The sequence below is a fragment of the Cellulosimicrobium sp. AB352 genome, from assembly GCF_049538415.1.
In the GTDB taxonomy this organism is placed as follows: Bacteria; Actinomycetota; Actinomycetes; order Actinomycetales; family Cellulomonadaceae; genus Cellulosimicrobium; species Cellulosimicrobium funkei.
This window is the reverse complement of sequence record NZ_JBMVFX010000032.1, coordinates 1-17451: the sequence shown is the minus strand read 5'-3', so window position 1 is coordinate 17451 and position 17451 is coordinate 1. Positions and strand designations below refer to the sequence as shown.

The following is a 17451-nucleotide window of genomic DNA, read 5'->3' as shown; positions in this document are numbered from 1 at the left end:
GCCGACCGGCCGCGGAGGGCGAGAGATGACGCTGCGCGAGTACGTGACCGCGGTGCTGCGCCACTGGGTCGTGGTCGCCGTGTGCGCCGTCCTGGGGGCGGTCGCCGGGTTCGGCTACGCGCGCTCGGAACCGAAGGTGTACCAGTCGTCGGCGTCCGTGATGGTCGTCCCCGAGCAGGGCGAGAACGCCGCCGAGCTCGTGCAGGGCTCGAACTACGTGCAGAACCTCGTGGCGTCGTACGCGGTGCTCGCGCAGTCGCCGTACGTGCTCGAGCCCGTGATCGAGGACCTGGGCCTCGACACCACGCCCGCCCGCCTGGCCCGCAGCGTCAGCGTGAACACGCCGCTCAACACGGTCGTCATCGAGATCGCGGTGAGCGACACCTCGCCGGACCGCGCGCGGGAGATCGCCGACGGGATCAGCGACCAGCTCGCGCTGGCCGTCCCCGAGCTGTCGCCGCAGCTGGCCGACCGCTCGTCGGCCGTGCGGATCACGACGATCGCCCCCGCGCGCCAGCCCGTGAACCCCATCGCGCCCAACACGCGCATGCTCATGATGGTCGGCCTCGCCGCGGGGCTCGCCGTCGGCGTGACGTACGCCGTCCTGCGCGAGCTGCTCGCGCGCCGCGTCGTCAGCTCGTCGTCGATCCAGTCGATGCTCGGGGTGCCGTTCCTCGGCGAGGTGGTCAAGGTGCCGTCGCGCACGTCGCTGCCCGCCGTCGTCGCCGCCGGTCCGGGGAGCCGCCCGTCCGAGAGCGTGCGCACGCTCGTCGCCAACGTGCGCTTCGCGGACGTCGACCACGGCCGCCGCGTGCTCATGGTCTCCTCCGGCGACGCGGGCGAGGGGAAGAGCTCGATCGCGATCAGCCTCGCGCTCTCGCTCGCCGAGGACGGGAGCAGCGTGCTCCTCGTCGACGCCGACCTGCGCCGGCCCTCGATCGCGCGCGTCACCGGGCTGGAGGGGTCGGTCGGCCTGACGAACCTGCTCGTCGGCGACGTGGCCCAGGAGGACATCGTGCTCCCCTGGACGCGCCCCAACCTCTTCGTGCTGCCGAGCGGCGTCCTGCCCGCGAACCCCGGCGTGCTGCTGTCCTCCGAGCGGCTCGTCGCCGTGATCGGCGACCTGCGGAAGCACTACGACTACGTCGTCATCGACACCGCGCCGATCCTCCCGCTGAGCGACCCGCTCTGGCTCTCGCGCGCCGTGGACGGCGTGCTCGTCGTCGCGCGGGCCCGCAAGACCCGCATCTCGCGGCTGCGCCAGACGGTCGACAAGTTCGAGCGGGGCGAGGCGGACGTCATCGGCATCGTGCTCAACGACGTCAAGCCGCGCGGGCGCAGCGCCTACTACGTCAACGACTCCCGGGTCGGCGTCCCCGGCGCGTTCTCGCGCGAGCCCGGCTCCCCGGACGTCCGCCCCGCCGCGACGGCCGACGACGCCGCGGCGCCGCGCGCCGTCGAGGACGCGGACCGCCGCACGACGCCGTGACGACCGGGTGACGACGCGATGACGGCGCGCGCCGGGGCCGAGCCCGGGACCGGGCCCCGGACGACAGTCCCGGCGGCCGAGCCGCTCCCCGGGGTGTCCGACGTCGCGACGCGCATCGCGGCCGGCGCGGCCGCCCTCGCGTGCGGCGCCTGGATCCCGATCGTCGCGGGGATCACCCCGGCGATCGTCGTCGGGCTCGTGCTGCTCCCCGTGTGGCTCCCCGTCGTGCGCCGGTCCCGGCCCGGCCGGTGGTTCGTGGGGCTCGGCGTCCTCGCCCTGCTGAGCGGTGTCCTGCTCACCGAGCTCTCCGCCCCGGACCGCGTGCTGTCGTCGCTGGCCCTGCGCGACGGCCTCATCACCCTCTCCGCGCTCGTCCTCGGCGCCGGCGTGCTCCTGTGGTGCCGCGCCGTCCTCGAGACGTCGACCGTCGCCGTCCTCTTCGGGGTCGGTGCGCTCGCCGCGGCCGTGCTCCGGACGGGGGGCGCCGACAACCCCTGGAAGTACACGTTCGGCATGCCCGTGACCGTGCTCGTGCTCGCGCTGTGCCTCAGCACGCGGTCGCGCGGGCTCCAGGCCGTCGCGGCCCTCGCGCTCGCCGGGGTCTCCGCCGTCAACGACTCGCGGTCGGCCGCGACCACGATGCTCATGGTCGCCCTCCTCGTCGCCTGGCAGGCGATGCGCACGGGCCTGCGCGTGCGGTCCGGCGGGGTGCGCGTCGCGACGCAGCTCGGCGTGCTCGCGCTCGTCGTCTTCCTCGGGATGCAGACCCTCGTGCTCGACGGCTACCTCGGCGCGGACGCGCAGCAGCGCACCGAGATGCAGATCCAGACGTCGGGCTCCGTCTTCACGGGCGGGCGGCCCGAGATGGGCGCCGCGACCGCGCTCGTGGCGGCGAGGCCCTGGGGGTACGGCGCGGGCGCCGTGCCCAACCTCGAGGACCTGCTCACCGCCAAGACCGGGATGGCGCGGCTCAACTACGACCCGAACAACGGCTACGTGGAGAAGTACCTCTTCGGGTCCGGCTTCGAGGTGCACTCCGTGCTCGGCGACCAGTGGATCCGGTTCGGGCTCGCCGGCATGCTGTTCGCCGTCGTGTGCGTCGTCGTCGTCTGGCGCGGCACGCTGGCCGACCTCGGCCGCAACGCGGCGTCCGCGCTCCTGCTCTACCTCGCGCTGTCGTGCGCGTGGGACCTGCTCTTCAGCCCGTTCTACTCGGTGTCCGCCACCGTCCTCATGCTCGGCGTGGCGATCGCGACCCCGTACACGCTGCCCGACCGCGGCAGCACCGTCCCGGTCGGCTCCCCCTGAGCACGCCGGTGCCCCCGGGTCGAGGACCCGGGGGCACCGGCGGACGTGCGGGGCGGCGGGCCTACGGCTCGCGCACCACCTTGACGTCGTCGAACGACACGCGCGTCGTCGGGTTGGTGGACGCCGAGCTCACGGCCACCTTGATGCTCACCGTGCCGGGCGACTGGAGCGCCGCCGTCGTGTCGGTCGCCTCGAGGTGCCACGCCTGCGCCGGGCCGGCCGCCGTGGGCCACACCTTGGCGGAGAGCGTCGTCGGGGACGTCCCGACCGCCGAGATCGACACGGTGTACCGCGTGCCGGGTGCGTACGTCGCGGGGAGCAGCTGGTTCCCGAGGAGCGTCTCGTCCCGGAGCAGGTACAGCCGCATGAGCCCGTTGGGCTCGAGGCGGACACGCGCGGAGTACGTGCTCGTCCCGACCTGCCGGCCGATGAGCGTGACCGACGTCGTCCCGCCCACCGACGCGACGTCCGACCAGAACGTCGTCTCGGTGCGGGCCCGCGACTCCGAGACCCCCGCCAGGCGCGCCTCGCGCGTCCAGGAGGGCGACATCGTCAACGTGCCGGCCGAGTCCGCGACCGAGAAGGCCGCGGCCCCGCCGAGCGCGGACCACGCCGCGCCCGACGTCGTCGTGCCCCAGCCGGAGGTCACCGCGCGGTCGAACGTGTCGCGCGCGACGACGTCCTCCGCCGGCGCGGTCGCCACGACGTCGTGCGACACGGAGGACGTGCCCCCGCGGTCGTCCGTCACCGTGAGCGTGACCGTGTACGTCCCGGCCTGCGCGTAGGTGTGCGAGGCCGTGGCGCCCTCCGCGGTCGCGTCGTCCCCGAAGCTCCACGCGTACGACGCGATCGTGCCGTCCGGGTCGCTCGACGACGAGCCGTCCACCGCGACGGTGAGGTCCGTCGTGGAGGCCGTGAACGCCGCCTGCGGCTTCACGTTCGGTGCGAGCACCTTCACCGAGGTCGTGGCGGTGGCCGTGGCGCCACGGTCGTCGGTCACGTCGAGCGTGATCGTGTACGTCCCCGGCGCGTCGTAGGTGTGGGTCGCCGTCGCCCCGGTGCCGGTCGCGCCGTCACCGAAGTCCCACGCGTACCCGGTCAGGGTGCCGTCCGGGTCGCTCGACCCCGAGCCGTCGACCGACACCGTGAGCCCGTCGGCCTGCGCCGTCACGACCGCCTGCGGCGGGACGTTCGGCGTGGTGCCGGAGCCCAGCTGGAAGTGCTGCTTCACCTGGGCCGGCGTGAGCGCCACCGGGTAGACGGCCGCCTCGTCGAGGTAGCCCTTCCAGTAGGTGTCGCCCTCCCAGCCGTTGTCGCCGCCGAGCCGCCAGTAGCCGGTGGTGTTCTCCGGCACCGCCTTGTCGTTCGACCCGACCAGCTCGCCGTCGAGGTAGAGCCGCATGCCCTCGCTCGACTGCGTCGCCACGACGTGGTGCCAGGCGTTGTCCCGGTACGAGCCCGTGGTGCTGAGCACCTGCTGCGCGCCGTCGTACGCGCCGAACTTCACCTTGCCGTCGGCCGACATGTACACGTGGCGGTCGTAGTTGGAGCTCGTGCCCGTCCGGCTGCTGCCGAACCCGATGAGCTTCCCGCCGGTCGTGGTGTCGGTCTTGAACCAGGTCTCGACCGAGTACACCGTCGGGTTGGCGTAGCTGCGCTGGCTCGCGACCAGCCCGCCGTTCCAGGTGCCGAAGATGTTCTTCGTCGGCTGGAAGCGCACCGCCGTGTCCGTCACGCCCGTGAGCGCGCCGGTCTGCGACTTCGTCACGGGGCCCGAGTACGAGCCGTCGGACGCGTCGGGGCCGGAGTCCTTCGCGACCGAGCCCGAGGACTCGCCGAGCCGCCAGTACAGCGTCGGCTCGAGCGAGTAGACCGCCTGGCCGTACGCGTCCTGCGGCGCGGTGGCCCCGGCCGCGGGACGGCCGCTCGCCGTCCAGTGGTCGGCGACCTCGCCGCGGGTGAGCGCACGGTCGTACACGGCGACGTCGGAGATGGTGCCGTTGAAGAAGTTCGAGCTCCCGCTGTTCGGCCAGCCCGACTGGCTGTCCCCACCGACGCGCCAGTAGCCCGAGTAGGACTGCGCCGACGTCGTGTCGCTGCGCTGACCCGCCTTGACGCCGTCGACCCAGAAGGTCATGCCGGAGCCGTCGAGCGTGCCGACCACGTGGTGCCACGCGCCGTCGTTGTACGAGCCGGCGGTCGTGATCTCGCGGACCATCCCCGGGTGGACGCCGAACGTCAGGCGCCCCGAGTTGTTCATGTAGATGTGCCGGTCGTAGCTCGACGACGTGCCGGTCTTGGCGTTGCCGAAGCCGACGATCTTGCCGCCCGACGTCGAGGTCGTGCGGAACCAGGCCTCGACGGAGAACCGCTGCGGACCGGTGGTCGCGGTCGGGGTGCTCCCGGAGACGCCGTTGGCGCCCGAGAAGCGCGTCGCCTTCGCCGTCGGCGGGACGTCCTTGCCGTCGACGCCGCGGGTCGTGCCGTTCGTGAGCGCGAGGTCGGACAGCGAGGCCCAGTCGGTCGCGCTGCTCCCGCTCGCCTCGTTCATCGGCCAGTAGCTCACCGGCGAGTCGCCGAGCACCGAGTCGTTGTAGGCCGTGCTCGACCCCTGCGCCGCGATCGTGACCGGCGTCCAGTTCGAGACCGTGGAGTTGCCGTCGCCGTCGATCACCTTGACGCGGTACTCGACCGTGCTGCCCGGCGCGAGGCCGGAGTCGGTGTAGCCCATGGTCGGGCGCACCCAGTACGTGGACGACGCTTTCTGCGTGGAGATCGGCGCGGTCGTGCCGCGGCGGTACAGCTCGTAGGTCAGCTCGGCGTTGTCCTGGTCGATGTTCGCCGGCCAGGAGACGCGGGCGCTCCCGCTGACGAGGGACCGCGTCGAGATGACGTACTGCCCACCCTGGATCGTCGGGCCGATCTTCGTCGGGGCGACGTCGCGCCGCGCGAACCGCACCAGCCCTTGCTGCCGGGCGCCGGCGACGCGCGTGAACTCGCCGCCGTACACGACGTACTTGTCGTTGGCCGTGATGTCCCACCCGGCCTGCGAGATCCCGGACGCGCTGCCCGTGCTCCACGTCGGGTACCAGTGCAGCAGCTTGCCCGCCGTCTGGCCCGTGAAGCTGCGGTAGCCCCAGATGTCCGGCGTGATCTTGCGGTCCGACGGCTCCTTGGCGAAGGCCAGCGAGTGGTTCACCGTCCAGGGGTCCGTCTGCGGGAACTCGCCGATGTTGCCGCAGTAGTGCGCGTGCGTCGCGACGTAGACGGAGTCGCCGGCCGGGTACACGGAGTACGTGTCGCCGTGGCAGTCCTCCATCCAGACGAGCGACCCGTCGGACCAGCTCGCGCGGAACGAGCCCTCGAAGTCGTCCTCCGTCTTGCTGCCGCCGTAGTCGTAGCCCGACCCGTAGACGCTGTCGCCGTCGGACGCGAGCGAGTAGATCGCGGCGTTGTCGCCGCCGTTGCGGATCACGGAGTTGACGGCCCACGGGAGCACGGTGCCCGTCGTCGCGTCGAGGGCCGCCATGCCGCGGCCGGGGTTGGTCGACCCGTTGGTGCTCGTGAAGGAGCCCGCGACGACCACCTTGGCGCCGTCGGGCGAGATCTCGATCGCGCGGCCGCCGTACCCGCCGGCGAGCTCCGGCGCGAAGCCGAGCAGCGCACCGGTGGACGCGTCCAGGGCGGCGATGCGGGCGCGCGCGGTGTTGTTGACGTTGGAGAACTCGCCGGTGATGTAGACCGTGGAGTTCGTCGCCTTGATGTCGTAGACCGTGGAGTTCGTGCCCGGGTTCCAGCTCGAGACGAGCGCGCCGGTCGCGGTGTCGAACGCCGCGAGGCGGTACCGCGTCTGGCCGGCGATCTCGGTGAACGCGCCCGCGACGTAGAGCCGCTTGCCGTCCGGCGACGACGAGATCGCGAGGACGCGGCCGTTCGTGCCCGGGTTCCAGGACGCGTCGAGCACGCCGGTCTCGACGTCGTACCGCAGGATGTTCGCGCGCGGGGTCTCCCCCGTCCCGGCCGCCGCACCCGCGGGGCGTGCCGAGGTGAACTGTCCGCCGGCGTACGCGCGGCCGCCGACGATGGTCTGCGCCCAGACGATCCCGTCGATCTGGGTCGTGGGCAGGGGGTCGGCCGTGACCGGGACGGTCGAGTCGGCCGGGGTGGCGGCCGCGGCGACCGGCGCGTCGGGCGCGACGGCGGCGGGGGCCGCGGCAGGCGCCGCGCTCTCGACCGCGCCGGCCGCCGGGGCGACGAGCGCCGTCGCGACGAGGGCGGCGACGGTCAGCCCGGCGACCCGGCCGACGACACGTCGCCGTCCCGGCGGCGCGCCACGAAGAGAGCCCTGGACGACCGTCCGACTCACATCATTGTTTTTCATGGGTCACTCTCTTCGTCGCGGACCCGCGGAAATGCCGGTCCATCAGCCGGACGTTGTGACTGTAGCGCCGGAGAACCGGCCGCAGAACGGCGCGAGCGGGCGAAATTTACCGCCCCTTCCCGCGCGGGTCAGGACAGATCGCCGCGAAATACCACGGTCGACGTGCCCGGCGCGTACTCCACCGCGACGGTGACGTCGTCGCGGTCGGCGTCGGGGATGGAGAACAGGACGACGCCCGTCCCGCTCTCGCCCGGGGCGAGCTCGCCCTCGAAGGGCCGGCCGCCGGGCTGCACGAGGCGCCCGGCCGGCGCGCGGTCCTCGCCCGTGTAGGCGTTGACCACGGCGTAGGAGAGGTCGAGCGGGGCGTCGGTCCCGTTCGTGACCTCGACGGTGAGGCGGACGGCCGGACCCGAGGTCTCGCCCGCGGCCACGGCCTCGCCCTCGACGTGCTCGACCTGCGCGAGCCGGACGGTGACGCCGTCGGGCGCCTGGACCGTCTGGTCGGGCTCGGCCGGCTCGAGCTCGGGGGCCACGGGCACGACGGCGGGGTCCGCCCCGTCGCCCTCGCCCGTCCCGGCGGTCGCGTCGCCGCCCGCCGCGGCGGCGCCGTCCCCGTCGCCTGCGTCGCCCGCGTCGTCCGCGGTCGCGTCCGCCGAGGCGTCGCCGCTCTCCTCCGGGGAGGCGACCGGCGCGGGCGTGACCGTCCCGCCCGGGGACTGGTCGCCGTCGGACCGCCACGGCTGCAGCACGACGAGGGTGACGGCGACCGCGAGCGCGACCGCCGCCCCGATCACGGCGACGGCACGGCGGGAGGGCCGCCGCGTCGGGGTGGCGCCCTCGGGGGCGCCGTCGTTCTCCGCGTTCATCGTCCGCCTCCGGTCGTGCTCCGTGCCGGCTCGCGCCGGTCCGCCGTCGCGGCGCCCTGCCGGGCCGCCCGCCGGCCGTCGCGCAGCCCGCGCCAGGCCGCCCGCAGCGGGACGACCGGCCGCAGGAACTGGCGTCGGCCGCCGCGCCGCAGGACCGCGCGGGCGTTGCCCGGCGCGCTGCGCCGCCAGCGCCGCACGGACACCTCGTCGAGGTGCAGCACGGCGAACAGCATCCGGTTGCGGATGTTGTAGTAGTAGTACGTCTCCGACTTGGCCTCCGGCCGCTGCCGGCCGTCGCGGTGGGTCCCGCCCTCGTCGTGGACCGCGACGGCGTCCTCGACGACGGCGACCCGGCCGCCCGCGCGCTGCAGGCGGTAGGACAGGTCGACGTCCTCCCAGTAGAGGAAGTAGGCGTCGTCGAACCCGCCCGTGCGCTCCCAGACCTCCCGGGTGACGAGCAGGCACGCGCCGCTGAGCCACTCCACGCGCGCGGCGCCGGGGTGCTCGTCGCGGCGCGACGGCGCGCGGAACGTGCCGTCGTCGAGGTAGACGTCGAGACCCCCGAACCAGCGGCGCCCGGCGGGCGTGAGGACGACCGGGGACACGAGGAGCAAGCGGTCGTCCTGGACGGCCGCTCGCAGGGTCCGGACGTCGGCCGCGGCGATCGTCGCGTCGGGGTTGAGCAGGAGCACCTCGGCGGCGCCGGCGTCGAACGCCGCGCGCATCCCCAGGTTGGCGCCGCCGCCGAAGCCCAGGTTCTCGGCCGGGGCGAGCAGGTCCCAGCCGCGCTCGCCCGCCAGGCGGGACGCCCGCTCGCGCTCCGCCGTCGTCGACCGGTTGTCGACGACGAGCACGCGCGCCTCCCCGACCGCGCCGCGCGCGCCGAGGTTGCGCTCGAGGAGCGCGGCGGAGCCGTAGCTCACGACCACGATCGCGAGGTCGCCGGAGGCGTCCGAGACGTCGTCCACAGTCGTCACCTCCAGGTCCTGGCACGTCGGCCGTCGCGGCGATCCTAAGCCCGCCGTCGGGCCGTGACGCCGGAATTCACCCGGGCGAGATACAACCTCACCCGCTGTTCACCCGCCCCCGCCTGGATACGATTCTCGGCACGGTCGGGGGCGGGCAGACAATCCGTCGCCGCCGCTTCCCAGAAGCTCCCCCCGTCTCTTTCGCGAGGTGCCCATGTCCGAGTTCGGCGCGGCGATGACGCGACTGCACGACGCGCAGAAGTCCTCGAGCGGCGCGGCCGCGTACTCGCGCTTCGTCAACCGCCCGCTCGGCCGCCCGCTCGCCGCAGGCGCGTACGTGCTCGGCCTGACGCCGGACGCGGTGACGCTCGTCAGCGCGGCCACCACGCTCGCCGGGATCGCGACCATCGCGCTCGCCGAGCCGACGCTCGGGTCGTCGCTCGCGGCCGTCGTGCTCCTCGTCCTCGGGTACGCCCTCGACTCCGCGGACGGCCAGCTCGCGCGGCTCTCGCGGTCGGGGAGCGCGGCGGGCGAGTGGCTCGACCACTTCTTCGACGCCCTCAAGACGGTGGCCCTGCACCTCGCGGTGCTCGTCTGCTGGTTCCGGTACTACGACGTCGACGCCGGCTGGCTCGTCGTGCCCCTCGCGTTCTGCGTCGTGAGCAGCACGTTCTTCTTCGGGATCGTCGCGGTCGACCTGGTGCGCCGCGCCAAGGGCTCGCCGGGCGGGGCCGCGCACGGGACCGGGGGCCGGCTCCGCGAGCACCCGCTCTACACGCTCGCGGTGCTCCCGACCGACTACGGCTTCCTGTGCCTCTCGTTCGCGCTGCTGTGGCTCCCCTCCGCGTTCCTCGTCGTGTACACCGCGCTGGCCGTCGTGAACGCGCTCGTCCTGCCCCTCGCGGCCGTGCGGTGGTACCGGTCGCTCCAGGCCCTGGAACGCGGCGCGGCGACCACGGCGGGAGTCCCCTCGTGAGGCCCGTGCGGGTGATGCAGTCGTTCCGCGCGCCGCGGCCGACCACGAACCCGTACATCACCCAGCTCGACGCGGCCCTCGCGGCGGAGCCGTCCGTGGAGCACCTGCGCTTCGACTGGCGCACGGCGATCGTGGGCCGCTACGACGTCTTCCACTGGCACTGGCCCGAGGGCAAGCTCGAGGGCACCACGTGGTGGAAGGCCGCCGCGAAGCACGTGCTCGTCGCCGCGATCCTCCTACGGCACCGCCTGAGCCGCGTGGTCGTCGTGCGGACGGTCCACAACGTCGAGCTGCCCGACGTCCCGCGCGTCTCGCGCTGGCTCCTGGTCCGCGTCGACCGCTCGACGGACCACCGCATCGTCCTCAACGAGACGACGGAGCTGCCCCCGGAGCAGCCGCGCACCACGATCCTCCACGGCCACTACCGCGACTGGTTCGCCCGGTACGCCCGGGACGAGCGGGTCCCGGGGCGTGCGGGCTACTTCGGCGGCGTGCGGCGCTACAAGAGCGTGGGCGACCTCGTGCGCGCCTACCGCGAGGCGCGCGCCGGGCGCGACGACCTGAGCCTGGAGATCGGCGGGCGCCCGTCGTCGGCCGAGCTCGAGACCTCGCTGCGCGCGGAGACCGCGGACCTGCCCGGCGTCGAGCTGACCCTGCGCTTCCTCCAGGACGACGAGCTCGTCGCCCTCGCCTCGCGGTCCCAGCTCGTGGTGCTGGCCTACCGGTTCATGCACAACTCCGGGAGCGTGCTCGCCGCCCTGTCGCTCGACCGTCCGGTCCTCGTGCCGCGCAACGCGGTGAACGAGGCCCTCGCGAAGGAGGTGGGCGACGAGTGGGTGCTCATGTTCGACGACCGGCTCACGGGCGAGCGCCTCGTCGGGGCGCTCGCCGAGGCGGCCGCGATCCCGGAGGGCGCGCGTCCGGACCTGTCGCGCCGCGAGTGGACGGACGCGGGGGCGGCGCACGCCCGCGCCTACCGCACCGCGCTCGCAGGCCGCCGGTCGCGCCGCCGCGCCGGGCGGGAGGGAGCCGCGTGATCGCCGAGGCGGCGTTCCGCGCCAAGGCGGCCGTCGTGGGCCGGGACAGCACGGCCCAGCTCGACGCGTTCGTGCGGCACGACGCCCTCCCCGCACCGGCGCTGGAGCAGCTCTCGCGCGAGCGCGCCCTGCGGCACGCCCGGTTCGCGTCCGAGCACAGCCCGTTCTACCGGGACCTCTACCGCGACGCCGGGATCACCGCGGCCGACCTCCACGACGACGCGGTGCTCGACGCGCTCCCCCTGGTCGACAAGCCCGCCCTGCGCGAGCACTTCGACACGATCCGCACCGACGAGGCGACGGACCGCACGTCGGCGACGTCGCGCACGGGCGGCAGCACGGGCCTCCCTCTGCACGTGCTGCGCGACCTGCGCTTCCCGGCGCGCGCGCTCGAGTGGCGGCTGTTCCGGTGGTGGGGCGTCGAGCCGTGGGAGGACCGCGGGATCATCACCCGGCACATGCTGGAGGGCCTCGCGCGCGTCCGCCACGACCTGCAGTGGCTCCCGAGCCGCCGCGTGCAGCTCGACGCGTTCCGCATCACCGACGAGACGGTCACCGAGTTCGCGCGCCGCTGGAACCGCCTGCGACCGCCCTTCCTGCTGGGCTACGGCGGGGGCGTGCTGGAGCTGGTCCGGCGCACCGGGCGGCTGGGCATCGAGCTCGCGCCGCCGCGCGCGGTCGCGGTCACGGCCGCGCCGCTCGCCCCGGGCGTCCGCGCGGAGATCGCGACGGCGCTCCGGGCGCCCGTCTACGACCACTACCGCAGCGCCGAGGTGCCGTGGATCGCCGGCGAGTGCGCCGAGCAGTCCGGGATGCACGTGTTCTGGGACGTGCGCCGCGTCGAGATCCTCGACGACGACGACCGCCCGGTCCCCGACGGGCAGGAGGGCAACGTCGTCGTCACCGACCTGACGAACCGCGTGTTCCCCGTGGTCCGGTACCGCCTCGGCGACGTGAGCAGCATCCACCGGGAGACGTGCGCGTGCGGGCGCTCCCTGCCCCGGCTCGGCGCGGTCTCGGGGCGGGCCTCCGACGCCGTCCGGCTCCCGGACGGGACGACCATCGCCGGGGCGCTCGGCCACATCTTCGACCACGCGCCGCTCTCGGTGCGGCAGTTCGAGATCGTGCAGGCCCACGACTACGCCGTGACGCTGCGCTGCATCCCGGCGAGCGACGAGCGCGCCGACATCGAGCGGGCCCTCGCGACGCTGCGCCGCGCGACGCGCGGGCTCGTGCCGGTGACGCTCGAGCTCGTCGACCACATCCCGCAGGTGGGCGGGAAGATGAGGTTCATCCGCAGTGACGCCCCCTCCTGAGCTCCGGCTGGTCGTCGCGGTCCCGACGTTCCGGCGCCCCGCCACGCTCGCCGGGCTGCTCGCGCGGCTGCCCGAGCGGGTGGCCGAGGTAGAGGGCGCCCGGGTGGAGGTGCTCGTCCTGGACAACGACCCCGCCGGGTCGGCGCGGGAGGTCGTGCGGGACGCCCCGCTGCCCGTGCGCTACGTCGTCGAGCCGCGCCCGGGCATCGCCGCCGTGCGCGACCGCGCGCTCGACGAGACGGCCGACGCCGACCTGCTCGCGTTCCTCGACGACGACGAGCGCCCGTGCGAGCGGTGGCTCGCGGCCCTCGTGGACACGTGGCGCGACACGGGCCGGCCGGCGGCCGTCATGGGCCGCGTGATCTCCGTGTTCGCGCACGAGCCCGACCCGTGGCTGCTCGCGACGGGCGTGTTCCGCCGTCGACCGCGCCCGACCGGGCTCGAGATCCCCGTCGCGGCGAGCGGGAACCTCCTGCTGGACCTGCGGCAGGTGCGGTCGCTCGGGACCCGGTTCGACGTCACGCTGGGCCTCGCCGGGGGCGAGGACACGCTCTTCTCGCGCGCGCTCGTCGCCGCGGGCGGCCGGATCGTGTGGTGCAACGAGTCCGAGGCGGAGGACCTCGTCCCGGCCGAGCGCATGACCCGGGCCTGGGCCATGCGGCGCGCTTTCAACGGCGGCAACGGCGCCGTGCAGGTCGACCTCCGCCTCGCCCGGGGCCCCGCGCGCCGGGCGCTCGTGCGGGCTCGCGCGCTCGTCGGGGGCACGGGCCGCACCGTCGCGGGCGCGGCCCGGCACGTCTGGGGCCGCTGGACGGGAGACCTGGAGAGCGACGCGCGCGGCCTGCGCACGAGCCACCGGGGCCGGGGCATGGTCGCCGGTGCGTTCGGGCACCTGCACCGGCAGTACGCCCGCGACGACGCGACGCCTCAGGGAGCGACGCCCGCCTCCTCGGCGACCGGCTCGAACGACGAGACCGCGGCGGGGATCTCCGCCTGAGCGACGAGCGCCCGCGTGAGCAGCACGTACCGCGCGACGTAGTCCTCCTGCCGCAGGCCCCGCGCCCGGACGTCCGCGGCGCTCGTCGCCTCCCCCGGGCCGAGCGCGTGCCGCACCGCCTCGGCGAGCGCGGCGGCGTCGTGCGGGGCGACGAGCCGGGCCCGCGTCCCCGCGACGTAGTCGCGTACCCCGCCCGCGTCGGTCACGACGAGCGCGCGGCCCGCCGCCATCGCCTCGACGCACGCCGTCGCGCCGGACGCGTGCCGGTTCTCGCGCAGCGGCACGACGACGACCCGGCAGCCCCCGTAGAGCCGCGCGAGCTCGGCGCGGCCCGTCGCGGGCGCGACGTCGACCCGGCCCGGGACCGCGACCCGGGCCGCGGCCGCCGACCGCGACGCGACGCGCGCGGTCACGCCGGGCAGCAGGTCGAGCGCGGCGCGCAGCACGGCCCAGTCCCGGTCACGGTCGTTGCCCACGGCCAGCACCTCGGGCGCGGACGCGGCGCCGTCGGCCCCGGCCGCACGCCCGTCCCCCGTGGCGGGCGCCGTCCCGAACGGGACGAGGACGACCCGACGACCGGGCACCCGGTCCAGCGCCACGCGACGGTTGACGTCGCTGTGCACCGCCTCGACCGCGTGCGCGCGCAGCACGGCCGCGAAGAGACGGCGGCGGGCGCGACCGAGGTCGTCCCACCGGTCCCAGAGCCACACGGACTGCGCGAGGACGGCGGGCCTGCGGCGCCGCGGCAGCGTCGCGCGCACGAGGCCGACCGCGAGGTGCTCGCGCTCGGTGTGCGTCCACACGACGTCGGCGCTCCCCAGGAGCGCGCGGTTGCGCCACGCGTGCACGACGTCGGTCCCGAGCCGCGCCGCGAGCGCGCGCCGCACGCGCGCCACGGACGGCCGCTCGCGGTGGGACACGCTCCACGCGAGGTCGACCGTGCCCGCGGCGAGGTCGTAGCCGTAGGGCGTGCGGTCCAGGGTCTCCCCCGCCGCGTACCGCACCCGCCACGCCACCGGGTCCTGCTCGTGCGCGAGGTGCACGACGACGCGCGGCCGCGTCACGGGACGAGCCTGCGCAGCCGCTCCACCACGCGGTCCCACTCGTACCGGGCGAGCAGCCGCTCGCGCAGCGCGGCGTCCGGGGTCGTCCCCCAGGCGGCGTCCAGCGCGGCCGCGACGTCGCGCGACGGCGCGTCGAGCGGGACGAAGCGCGCGAGGCCGTCGGCGAGCTCGCGGAAGACGGGGGTGTCGGCCAGCACGAGCGGCGAGCCGAAGTGCGTCGCCTCCAGCACGGGCAGCCCGAAGCCCTCGTCGCGCGACAGGAACGCCGTGACGGCGGCGCGGGAGTAGAGCCAGGCGAGCTCGGCGTCGTCGATCGCGCCGAGCAGCCGCACCGCACCGCTCGCGAGGAGCGCGTCCGTGCCGGGCGGGAGGTCCGGGGCGACGCCGGAGTGCTCGGCTCCCCCGACGACCAGGAGGGGCGCCTCGGGCCCCAGCCGCGCGGACAGCGGGACGGCGCGCAGCACGGCCTCGAGGTTCTTGCGGACGTTGAGGCGTCCCACGCACAGCGCGAACGGGAGCCCCGGGTCGATCCCCGCGGGCGGGCGCGGGACGGCGTCGGTCAGGGTGCGCGGCACGCCCAGCCCCACGGGCGTGACCGGGCGGCCGGAGCGGCCCTCGATGCGGTCCGCCTCCGTGCGCGACGACGTCGCGACCGCGTCCGCCGCACGCAGGAGCGGGATCATCGGCGCGAAGTACGCGCGCTCCGTCCGCGAGAACCACTCGGGGTGGTCGCGGAACATCACGTCGTGGACGAACGTCACCGTCGGGACCCGCCCGACCGGCGTGTAGTTGTGGGCGACGACGACGTCGGCGTGGACCGTCCGCGCGAGCCGGCCGAGCTCGACCGCGTTCGACAGCGCGTGCGGGTACAGACGCGTCCCGATCGTCCGCGCGCCGGGCGGCAGGTCCGACGGCGCAGCACTCTCCCCGCCGCGGACGGCGAGCACGAGCTCGTCCTGCGGGAACCGCTCGTGCCAGTGGTGGATGAGCGCGCGCTGGACCGACCGGTTCGAGAACGGCCCCCGGTCCCACCAGTAGGCGTCGAACAGGACCCGGCGGGGCGGGTCACCGAGGGCCGGGTCACCGAGGGCCGGGTCACCGGCGGCTGCGGCGGGGCCAGGCGCGTCCTGCCGGTCCGCGGCAGCGGCGCGACGGCGCGCGGTCCGCCACGGCCCGGGCGTGCGCCGGGCCGCGAGGTCGCGCGCGAGCTGCTCGTACCCGTCGGCGACGTCGTCCCACGAGTAGTCCTCGGCGCGCTTGCGGTTCGCGCGGCCGCGCTCGATCGTCCCGAGCTCGTCGCGCTCGGCGTCCTCGAGGATCCCGGCGAGGTCGCGCGGGCCGCGGAAGTAGAGGCCGGGGTCGCGCACGACCTCGCGGTTGAAGTCCACGTCGAACGCGACGACGGGCGCGCCGGCGCCGATCGCGCGCAGGAGCGACGGGTTGGTCCCCCCGACGGAGTGGCCGTGGACGTAGGTGAACGCGGACGCGTAGAGGTCGTCGAGCAGCTCCTGGTCCCACACCGCGCCGAGCAGCCGGACCCGCTCGTCCCCCTGCGCGAGCCGGTCGATCCGGTCGGTGTACTCCGCGGAGTACGGCGCCGAGCCGACGACCACGAGGGGCTTCGTCGCGGCGGACCGCACGTAGCCCTCGACGATCTCCTGCACGTGGTTCTCGGGCTCGAACCGCGCGACGACGAGGTGGTAGCCCTCGGGCTCGAGCCCGAGCTCGGCGACGCGCGCGCCGCGGTCGTCGTCGAGCAGCGGGGCGCCGTACGCGATGAGCGACGACGGGACGCCGTACTCGCGCGCGTAGTAGTCCTGGATCCCCCGGGCGTCGGCGATGATCGCGTCGGAGCACCGGACGGCCGTCGTCTCGGCCGCGCGGTAGTAACGGCGGCCCGTGGGCCCCCACTTCGCGCGCCGCCACTCGAGCCCGTCGACGTGGGTCGCGACGGGGATGCGCGCTGCGCGCAGCAGCGGCAGGAACGGGGCGTTGGCCGCGTTGAAGACGAAGGCCGCGTCCGTGCGGTGCGCGACGAGGTGGGCGACCGACACGGCCGTGTGGCTCAGCGTCTCGAGCGAGCGGCTGCGGAGCGCGCCCGCGGTGACGACCTCCATGCCGAGGTGCTCGCGGACGACGTCCTCGGTGTTCCCCGTGCGCGTGTAGACGCGGACGCGGTGCCCGCGCGCCGCGAGGCGCGAGCCGACCTCCTCGACCGCCGTCTCGAAGCCGCCGTACCGTGCCGGGACGCCGCGCGTGCCCACCATCGCGATGCTCAGCGTCGCCGCCACCGTCACTCCCGCCCTGCCGCCCTGTGCCTTCCTGCGAGGCTAGTGGTGCGCGGGGCCCGTGGGGCCGGGTTCCCGGAGCCTCACCCGGGTGATTTCCCAGGCGGCACGGGGTGGAGGGGCCGTGACGGGCGGGGCTGGTCAGGCGCGGGCGTGGTACTTGCCCTGCGCCGCGAGCAGCCCCTCGGTGAGCACCATCTCGACCGCGTCGGCCGCGTCGTCGAGGAGGAAGGGCAGCTCCTTCGCCTCGGTGCCCTTGAAGTCCTTGAGCACGTAGTCGGCGGTGTCCATGCGGCCGGGCGGACGCCCGACGCCGCCCCGGACCCGGACGTAGTCCTTCGTGCCGAGCGCCTTGGTGATGTCGCGCAGCCCGTTGTGGCCGCCCTCGCCGCCGCCGACCTTCAGCTTGACGGTGCCGAAGGGGATGTCCACCTCGTCGTGGACCACGACCACGTGCTCGGGAGCGATGCCGTAGTACTTCGCGAGCCCCGCCACGGGCCCGCCCGAGACGTTCATGTACGTCGTGGGCTTCGCGAGCACGACGCGCGGCCCGGGACGCCCGCCGGGCAGCGTGCCGAGGCGCGCCTCCGCGACGGCGGCCTGCGCCCGCGGGTGCCGCGCGAACCGGGCGCCCGCCCGGCCCGCCAGGACGTCCAGGACCATGTGGCCCAGGTTGTGGCGGTTGCCGGCGTAGCCGGGGCCCGGGTTCCCGAGCCCGACGACGAGCCACGGCTGGTCGCTCATGTGCACCGTTCCTTCGC

Annotated in this window: 11 protein-coding genes and 2 pseudogenes; 6 read left to right on the top strand and 7 right to left on the bottom strand. The window is 75.0% G+C overall.

Features of this window, described 5'->3' with window-relative positions:
- Nucleotides 1–25: 25 nt before the first annotated feature.
- Both ACPCUX_RS17765 and ACPCUX_RS17760 read left to right on the top strand, forming a co-directional pair.
- Nucleotides 26–1489: a polysaccharide biosynthesis tyrosine autokinase gene (locus ACPCUX_RS17765; RefSeq protein WP_255179465.1), complete on the top strand. Its 1464-nt coding sequence runs from the start codon at nt 26–28 to the stop codon at nt 1487–1489.
- Between the two features lie 18 nt (nt 1490–1507).
- A complete protein-coding gene (locus ACPCUX_RS17760) occupies nt 1508–2797 on the top strand; it encodes a hypothetical protein (protein ID WP_423389301.1) in 1290 nt (429 codons plus the stop codon).
- 61 nt (nt 2798–2858) lie between these two features.
- Here the strand turns inward: ACPCUX_RS17760 and ACPCUX_RS17755 are convergent, their stop codons facing one another.
- The 3 genes from ACPCUX_RS17755 to ACPCUX_RS17745 form a co-directional block, all read right to left on the bottom strand.
- Nucleotides 2859–7178, bottom strand: a complete 4320-nt coding sequence (locus ACPCUX_RS17755) for a LamG-like jellyroll fold domain-containing protein (RefSeq protein WP_423389300.1) — start codon at nt 7176–7178, stop codon at nt 2859–2861.
- A gap of 128 nt (nt 7179–7306) precedes the next feature.
- A complete protein-coding gene (locus ACPCUX_RS17750) occupies nt 7307–8044 on the bottom strand; it encodes a hypothetical protein (protein WP_423389299.1) in 738 nt (245 codons plus the stop codon).
- Nucleotides 8041–9012: a glycosyltransferase gene (locus ACPCUX_RS17745; protein ID WP_423389298.1), complete on the bottom strand. Its 972-nt coding sequence runs from the start codon at nt 9010–9012 to the stop codon at nt 8041–8043. Before ACPCUX_RS17745 ends, ACPCUX_RS17750 begins: the two co-directional genes overlap by 4 nt.
- A gap of 214 nt (nt 9013–9226) precedes the next feature.
- Here ACPCUX_RS17745 and ACPCUX_RS17740 point away from each other — a divergent pair, with 214 nt between their 5' ends.
- The 4 genes from ACPCUX_RS17740 to ACPCUX_RS17725 are packed head-to-tail and all read left to right on the top strand — an operon-like array spanning nt 9227 to nt 13338.
- Nucleotides 9227–9988: a CDP-alcohol phosphatidyltransferase family protein gene (locus tag ACPCUX_RS17740; RefSeq protein ID WP_085387457.1), complete on the top strand. Its 762-nt coding sequence runs from the start codon at nt 9227–9229 to the stop codon at nt 9986–9988.
- Entirely contained in the window at nt 9985–11025 is a 1041-nt protein-coding gene (locus ACPCUX_RS17735; RefSeq protein WP_423389297.1) for a glycosyl transferase, read from the top strand. The genes ACPCUX_RS17740 and ACPCUX_RS17735 overlap by 4 nt, the downstream gene beginning before the upstream one ends.
- Nucleotides 11022–12341: a phenylacetate--CoA ligase family protein gene (locus tag ACPCUX_RS17730; protein ID WP_114554180.1), complete on the top strand. Its 1320-nt coding sequence runs from the start codon at nt 11022–11024 to the stop codon at nt 12339–12341. The genes ACPCUX_RS17735 and ACPCUX_RS17730 overlap by 4 nt, the downstream gene beginning before the upstream one ends.
- A complete protein-coding gene (locus ACPCUX_RS17725; protein WP_423389296.1) occupies nt 12325–13338 on the top strand; it encodes a glycosyltransferase family 2 protein in 1014 nt (337 codons plus the stop codon). Before ACPCUX_RS17730 ends, ACPCUX_RS17725 begins: the two co-directional genes overlap by 17 nt.
- Here the strand turns inward: ACPCUX_RS17725 and ACPCUX_RS17720 are convergent.
- From ACPCUX_RS17720 to pth, 4 genes and pseudogenes are all read right to left on the bottom strand, one after another.
- Complete coding sequence (locus ACPCUX_RS17720; protein WP_423389295.1) at nt 13269–14402, bottom strand: glycosyltransferase; 1134 nt, start codon at nt 14400–14402, stop codon at nt 13269–13271. The two genes, ACPCUX_RS17725 and ACPCUX_RS17720, sit on opposite strands and share 70 nt — an antisense overlap.
- Nucleotides 14399–15298: pseudogene (locus ACPCUX_RS17715) on the bottom strand (glycosyltransferase); the annotation flags it as partial. The gene ACPCUX_RS17720 and the pseudogene ACPCUX_RS17715, both read right to left, overlap by 4 nt.
- 252 nt (nt 15299–15550) lie before the next feature.
- Nucleotides 15551–16669, bottom strand: a pseudogene (locus tag ACPCUX_RS17710) (DUF1972 domain-containing protein); the annotation flags it as partial.
- A 162-nt stretch (nt 16670–16831) separates the two neighbouring features.
- Nucleotides 16832–17434 carry an aminoacyl-tRNA hydrolase gene (pth, locus tag ACPCUX_RS17705; RefSeq protein ID WP_423389294.1) on the bottom strand — a complete coding sequence of 201 codons (603 nt, stop codon included), beginning with the start codon at nt 17432–17434 and terminating at the stop codon, nt 16832–16834.
- Nucleotides 17435–17451 lie beyond the last annotated feature (17 nt).

Coding starts and splice junctions, on each gene's coding strand:
- ACPCUX_RS17755 (WP_423389300.1), bottom strand. CDS start 7,178: ATGAAAAACAATGATGTGAGTCGGACGGTCGTCCAGGGCTCTCTTCGT.
- ACPCUX_RS17760 (WP_423389301.1), top strand. CDS start 1,508: ATGACGGCGCGCGCCGGGGCCGAGCCCGGGACCGGGCCCCGGACGACA.
- ACPCUX_RS17765 (WP_255179465.1), top strand. CDS start 26: ATGACGCTGCGCGAGTACGTGACCGCGGTGCTGCGCCACTGGGTCGTG.
- pth (WP_423389294.1), bottom strand. CDS start 17,434: ATGAGCGACCAGCCGTGGCTCGTCGTCGGGCTCGGGAACCCGGGCCCC.
- ACPCUX_RS17750 (WP_423389299.1), bottom strand. CDS start 8,044: ATGAACGCGGAGAACGACGGCGCCCCCGAGGGCGCCACCCCGACGCGG.
- ACPCUX_RS17740 (WP_085387457.1), top strand. CDS start 9,227: ATGTCCGAGTTCGGCGCGGCGATGACGCGACTGCACGACGCGCAGAAG.